Genomic DNA, 6,952 nt, shown 5'->3' on the forward strand with positions numbered 1-6,952 from the left:
AGCTCGCGATGAGTTGTATTTTGAATGTAATGGTGAAGGTTTTTCTATCGAAGATTAGCGTTTAGTTTTATAAAAAAGCTCACATAGTTGTGAGCTTTTTTTATTTTAAAAAAATCAGATTACTGTATTAGTCCGAGTTGTTGTCAAATTCAGTATCATCGAGTAACTCAAAGGTCGGGACGACATTCGGTACGTCTTTAAATAAGCGTGTGAAATGGCGCTGTACACCTTTCAAATCGATTCCTGCTAAACCTGATGCAAAACCAAACCAAGCATAAAGGCCACTAAAGTTATCAAACATGGGCGGTAGATATTTAGGCGTAGTCAGAATGCCCTCTTGGCAAGCTTGGTATAACACGGGGATATCTTCGATCGCCAATTTACCGAGGAATAGCATAGGGATGAGTTCAGGAAGGCCTGAGGTGATGGCGCTGCGGATAAAGTTAATGTTTTCCACATAGCCACGCACATAGGAAATATCCTTAGTGAAGAAACTGCCGCCTTCCACCATACCCCCACGGAAAACCCTTTGAGTGACACGGTAACTGTCTGTCGCACTTAGATTCAATCCTCTGAAATAATTGAATACCTCTATAAAGTCAGCACCATTTTCAGCCATATCGACCGCGGCAACACGGTCACTAATTCGCCGAGCCCGTCCTGGATTTGAGCTTAGCGTCAGCATTTCCAGTAAAACGGCTAGACCTTCTTGGGTTGCTGCTACGCGCGGAGAACCGACACTGAGCCAAGTGGCGTGGGGTTGAGCTCGGCCGTTTAGCGTTGTGCCGACATGCACCCAACCTTCGTGAACTTCATATACATTAAGATCCGATTCGCTGAACATTGCTTTGCTATTGAGCTTAACAGTGTCGCCACCGACTGCAGCGTCAGAGACGATACCGTCACTAAGGCGTACACGCATATCATCGCTATGGAAGTACTTTTCTAAACGTTGGCTGAGCACGTTAACCGCTTCTGGCGCGCTAATAATTTTAGGGTGGTGTTTATTCATGTGCCTCGCCGCGGGCAGCGAGAAAATGTAGCTGAGTTTATCGCCTAACTGGCGCAAGGTATGGCGATCGCCATGCAGTTTATGGCTAGCACTGCCGTACAATTCTTGGCTGAGCTTACCAAAGGTTGGCGTACCTCTGTTCCCCAACATATCGATGACAAGGCGATACTGATCGACGTTTGCCACTAATATTTTGCCGAGTTTGTCTCGTTTACCCAAACGTCTATGGATGTCCTGCTTTAGGGAGGCTAGCTCAGCTTGGGTTTTAACAGGATCAAAAGGTAAAGCAATGTTTTGATAGAACTCTTGCTTAATAGCCGGAAGTACCGTGCCCTTATTGGAGAGAAAACGTTCCTCCATTTCCCGCGGCCATTTAATGGCATCTAAGATTTTTATTGGCGTTTGAATGCGAATTAATTCATCGGAAAAACGGCGTAGATCTTGTTGATATTGGGCTAACGACTCAGACATTCCCGTATATCCTGCAGGTAATTTCAGCGAGAGAGATGTGGCTAATCATAGCCTTAAACCTCATTTATTCATATTGATTCGCAGGCTAGCTGAGAAAATATACCGATTAAATAAATTAGCTGTTATCGATTTTGTGAATCATTTTGGTGCACTTGTTACAATTCTAGCGCTATGTCTATGGGACATAAAAAAGTAACCATCTGTTTAATAATATTTTATTGATATGACATTAAAGCTGCTTTGTTCTTGATATAGAAATAGATTGATTGGAGCAAAGCATGACAGCGATGAGTTATTTGAGTGTGTTCAGGCTGAATGCTTATTAATCAAAACTCAAGCCGACAAGAGTGGTAAAAATGACCGTGATGACGCGATATTAAATCTGGAGGTTAGTGAGCTAAAGCAGAGTCACACCCAGCATTATTGGCTGGGTGAGATATTCGATTTTAGTGGGCCAAAACTCAGTGAGTTCGAAACAAATGATCACCGACTGAGATCATCATCCCATCATTTTGACCACGAGATAGCGAGATAGAATTGGCTAGAAAAAATCGTCATCTCCTAATGCACGTTTTAACTCCGCCCGCTCGAGGTAGTCTTCTAAACGCTTTTTGACTTCGCGTCTATGCTGCATTGCCTCGGCGGCTTTGCTGTTTCTTGGTGTGGTCATTGCCTCAAGTTCAGTATCGTTGGGCACGACTTCAGTAATATGAGCCATAACGAATTCCTCTTGTTGTTCCTAACGACTTTCTAACTAAAAAGAGTATGGTAGAAAAGCAAATAATTTTGTGAGTCAGGGTGAAAAATTCTTCCCGTGTGCCGGATAATTGTGCCCGCTGCGGTTTAGCGTCAAGCCAAGACTGGGATTGCCTATTGGATTAATTTAGTTCTTGCTTATTTTGTGATTGAGAGCACAACAGTGTCATCGATATATTCGGGTTAATTCCGAGTTAAATAGTAGGATAAACTTGAATTTAGGCATAATTGCAACAACACTTGTAGCTGTGTTTATTGCTAATCTTTTGCTAGGGAATTGGCTCATATGGACAAGGATGAGTTTTCTAAATCGCATAGCCCATCAAATAGTATCTACTTTAGCGTGCTGAGTTCTAGCTGGCTGATGATTGTCGCTGCTTTACTTTTTATGGGCATCTCTTGGTATGTGCTGGAGCAATATCTTAGAGATCGTGGTGAAGAGCGTTTCGAGAACAGTGTTCAAGAGTTAACCGAAGCGGTGAATCGCAGAATGCTTGCCTACGAGCAGGTCTTACGCGGTGGTGTCGGCTTGTTATTGTCCTCCAATAGTGTAACCCGCAAGGAATGGCAAACCTATGTTGTCAATGCACATTTATCCGAGTATTACCCGGGTTTCCAAGGCTTTGGCTATGCTCAGTTACTTAAGCCTGACACATTAGATGCCCACGTCCAACAAGTTCAGGCCGAAGGCTTTAAAGACTATAAAGTGTACCCAGAAGGAGTTCGTGATCAGTATTGTGTGATCTTGTATTTAGAACCTTTTGATTGGCGCAATCAAAGAGCTTTTGGTTATGACATGTGCTCCGAGGCTAATCGGCGCAAAGCCATAGAGCACGCCATTAGCACTGGTCAGCCAACTATTTCTGGCAAGGTCGCCTTAGTGCAAGATACGCCCGAAGATGCTAAAGCGGGTTTTTTGATGTATTTGCCAATTTATCAAGGGATTGTGGCAACGGAGGCAGAGCGGAAACAGCAGGCGATTGGACTCGTGTATGCGGCGTTTAGGATGGACGACCTCATGCAAGGAATTATGGGGGATCGATTCTCAGGTTTGAAGCTCGCCATTTATGAAAGCCCGCAGGCAAATGCCGACAGTTTAATGTTTACTAGTAGTAAAGTTCTGCCAAATCAAAAAGATGTGTTTTATCAGTCACAGACCGACTTGATTGGCGGTAGGCCGTGGCGCTTGGACATTTCATCACAATCGCGTTTTATCTCAAGATCGGAAGAGACCCAAGGTATCTGGCTGCAATTTATCGGTTGTGCATTCATTTTGGCGCTGTTTTATTCTGTGCTAATCATGGCGCGTAATCGATATAAAGAGTCATTGCTTACCTCTGAGCTAATCGCGAATGAAAAACGCTTTAGACTCGTCATTGAAGCCTCTCCAAGCGCACTGTTTATGGTCGATAAGGCTGGGATTATTACGTTAGTGAACACCCATGCGGAACGTTTATTTGGTTATGCCAGAGACGAGTTACTCGGCCGCTCTATCAATATGTTATTGCCAGACGCGCTGAGGGATGTGCACCAGCAGCACATGAATAATTACTTAGTGCAGCCGATCGCGAAAAATATGTCGATGCGGGATGACTTATTTGGCTGTTGTAAAGATGGCAGTCGACTCGCGATAGAGGTGGGGCTGACGCCTATTCATTTCAGTAATGGCATTTTCATTCTCGCGACGATTAACAATGTGTCTGAACGTAAGCGCATTGAAGTTCAGCGTGCAGAACACATGCAAGAGCTTGAGCGGATTAATCAAGAACTCGACCGCTTTGCCTATATCGCCTCCCATGATTTGAAATCCCCACTACGGGGTATCGAGCAGTTAACTTCTTGGTTAGCAGAGGATTTATCCGATAACGCCAATGAAAACGTGCAGAAATATCTCGGGCTTATCCAAAGTCGTATTCATCGCATGGTGTTACTGCTCGATGGGCTATTGATGTTTTCCCGTATTGGCCGTGTCGATACTGAAACCACAGAGGTCAACAGTCGGCAACTGGCTGAAGACATGTTTGCGCTCGTCGCGCCGCCACAGGGATTTGAATTAGTACTAAAAGGTGAATTTCCGAATTTTTATACCGTAAGACCATTGTTGGAATTAGTTATACGAAATTTGATCAGTAACGCCATAAAACACCATGACTTAGGTACAGGTGTGATTACGGTTTTATGTGAGGCGGTTGATCATCAGTATCGATTCAGTGTGATAGATGATGGTCCGGGGATATCAAGCTCATATCATGAAAAAGTCTTCGATATGTTTCAAACACTTAAACCAAGGGATGAAGTTGAAGGCAGTGGTTTAGGCTTATCACTTGTGAGGAAAACGGTTGAAAGTTTAGGTGGAGAGATTCAGCTCAAATCGCAGGGCCGAGGTTGTTGTTTTTGCTTTAGTTGGCCTAAGCAAATAGTGAAAAAGGAGCTTCTATGAGCGCAGCAAATCACTATCAACAGGTCACCATTTTATTGGTTGATGACGATGACGTGGATTACATGGCCGTGCAGCGGGCGATGAGACAATTGAGGTTACTCAATCCCTTAGTGCGTGCTCGGGATGGGATCGAAGCATTAACTATTCTAACGAGTTTAGACACGATCAAAGGTCCGTATCTTATTTTGCTGGATCTTAATATGCCAAGAATGAATGGGTTTGAGTTCCTTGAGCGAATACGTTCAGATCCTTCTCTTTCTTCGTCTGTCGTTTTTATGCTCACCACGTCGAGTACCGATGAAGATAGGATGAAAGCCTATAGCCATCATGTGGCTGGTTATATGGTTAAAACTGATATGAAAGATGGTTTTAACAATATTTTTAATATGCTTGAAGGTTACTGGCGAATAGTGGAGCTCCCATCCGCATAAGGTGAGTATATGGATTTACTACTGATCGATGATGATGAAGTTGATAGAACTGCGATCATCCGAGCACTCAGACAGTCAAAGTTGACTTTTAATGTGGTCGAAGCAAATTGTGCATTTGATGGTTTAAATCTCGCATTAGAACGTCATTTTGACGGTATTCTATTGGATTATTTATTACCCGATGCTAATGGCTTAGAAGTGTTGATCAAGCTCAATGCCATGACGCAAGATCAGACCGTAGTCGTTATGCTGAGTCGCTATGAAGATGAGAAACTGGCTCAGCGCTGTATTGAACTAGGCGCGCAGGACTTCTTGCTTAAAGATGAGGTCAACTCGCGGATACTAACCCGTGCAATTCGTTATGCGAAACAAAGATCTTCAATGGCGTTGGCGTTACGTAATAGCCACCAAAAACTAAAAGAGCTAGCTGAACACGATTCGTTGACTAAGCTGGTTAATCGCTATGGTTTTGAACTTTGTCTTAATCGAGCGATAGCAAGGGCCAAACGTTGTCACGACTATTTAGCCGTTATCTTACTCGATTTAGATGATTTTAAAGCGATCAATGACACTCTAGGCCATCAGACGGGGGATATTCTTTTAGTTAAAGTAGCCGCTCGATTAAGTGAAGTACTACGAGATGGCGACATTATTGCCCGTTTAGGTGGGGACGAATTTGTCGTGCTAGTCACTGATAATGATTATAAATATTTCCCTATGATTGTGGCTAATCGATTGTTAAAAGTGTTTGAGGACGTGTTTTGTCTCGGTGAAAACGATGTGCTTATTGGTGCCAGTATCGGCGTGGCTTTTTATAATGAAGCGGCTTCGAACAGTTCTGAGCTGATGAAATGTGCCGATATCGCTATGTATCGCGCTAAAAAAATGGGCCGAAACCAGATTCAGTTTTACTCAGAAGCTTTAGATAAAGAGGTGCGTTACCGTAATCATATCGAGTCGAGTTTGCGTACTGCCTTAAAAAGAAATGAATTTAAGGTTCATTATCAAGCGCAAGTGAATGCGAAAACCCATCAGCTGGTGGGGATGGAAGCCCTTATCCGATGGCAGCATCCTGTGGATGGTATTATCGCCCCAGATCAGTTTTTACCCATAGCCGAAGAGATCGGATTAATGGAGGACATTGATGACTGGGTACTTGAGCAAGCCTGTACACAGGCATTGAGTTGGCTAACCCAATTACAGCCAACAGGGAAAGAATTCACCATTGCCGTTAACCTGTCTGCATCGCAAATTGGAAATGAGAACCTGTTTGATAAAATAGCGAGTACGCTGACTAAGACAGGACTTCCTGCTGTAGCATTAGAGCTTGAAATTACTGAAAATTGCCTTATTGAAGATCCCCATGAACATGCCAAAATGCTCGATAGAATCGCCGAGTTAGGGGTGCGTTTTGCCCTCGATGATTTTGGGACGGGTTTTTCGTCCTTAGAACATATCAAATTGTTTCCCATTAGCGTGCTGAAAATCGATAAAAGCTTTGTCGCTTCCTATGATAAGGATGATAAAGACACTCGTTTGCTCGCTGCATTACTTAACTTCGCCCATGGGTTTAATGTCATATCAGTAGCTGAGCAGGGCAACCGCATGAATGTTTAAAATTCGCCCAACTGCAATCCTGCTAATAAAACCGATTCTAGATATTCAGGTTTCATCCAAGCTCTTTTCTGTTTCGCCGGAATGCTTCCCTTAGAAGGTTCTGCCCTAAGCATATTGAGTGATATTTGCCTAAGCATGGCCCAATTTTCTGCCCCATGATGTTGGTAAATCTGGCAACTATCTTCTTTCATTGAGACATCTAGCACCCAGTGTAAGCTGTTTTCA

General features: G+C 43.5%; 5 protein-coding genes and 1 pseudogene. 3 read left to right on the forward strand and 3 right to left on the reverse strand.

The genetic code is table 11. The annotated features are described in order from the left end of the window. Positions 1-127 precede the first annotated feature (127 nt). Both L5M29_RS21270 and L5M29_RS21275 read right to left on the reverse strand, forming a co-directional pair. The gene (locus tag L5M29_RS21270; RefSeq protein WP_105250320.1) at positions 128-1,483 is read right to left on the reverse strand and encodes a flavohemoglobin expression-modulating QEGLA motif protein; all 1,356 of its coding nucleotides are present in this window, start codon (positions 1,481-1,483) and stop codon (positions 128-130) included. A gap of 541 nt (positions 1,484-2,024) precedes the next feature. Then, a complete protein-coding gene (locus tag L5M29_RS21275) occupies positions 2,025-2,201 on the reverse strand; it encodes a PA3496 family putative envelope integrity protein (RefSeq protein ID WP_006079984.1) in 177 nt (58 codons plus the stop codon). A gap of 324 nt (positions 2,202-2,525) precedes the next feature. Here L5M29_RS21275 and L5M29_RS21280 point away from each other — a divergent pair, with 324 nt between their 5' ends. The 3 genes and pseudogenes from L5M29_RS21280 to L5M29_RS21290 all read left to right on the forward strand — a co-directional run. Then, on the forward strand, positions 2,526-4,679 hold the full coding sequence (locus L5M29_RS21280) for a CHASE domain-containing protein (RefSeq protein WP_263169948.1): 2,154 nt from the start codon (positions 2,526-2,528) through the stop codon (positions 4,677-4,679). Further along, positions 4,676-5,110, forward strand: coding sequence for a response regulator (locus L5M29_RS21285; RefSeq protein WP_105250317.1), 435 nt, complete (start codon positions 4,676-4,678; stop codon positions 5,108-5,110). The genes L5M29_RS21280 and L5M29_RS21285 overlap by 4 nt, the downstream gene beginning before the upstream one ends. 9 nt (positions 5,111-5,119) lie before the next feature. Next, positions 5,120-6,703 (forward strand): annotated as a pseudogene (locus L5M29_RS21290) (putative bifunctional diguanylate cyclase/phosphodiesterase); the annotation flags it as partial. A 20-nt stretch (positions 6,704-6,723) separates the two neighbouring features. Here the strand turns inward: L5M29_RS21290 and L5M29_RS21295 are convergent. Beyond that, positions 6,724-6,952, reverse strand: a 229-nt coding sequence (locus L5M29_RS21295; RefSeq protein WP_411569023.1) for a transposase, incomplete at its 5' end; no start/stop codon positions are given.

The sequence above is a fragment of the Shewanella sp. SM95 genome, from assembly GCF_025653595.1.
GTDB lineage: Bacteria > Pseudomonadota > Gammaproteobacteria > Enterobacterales > Shewanellaceae > Shewanella > Shewanella oncorhynchi.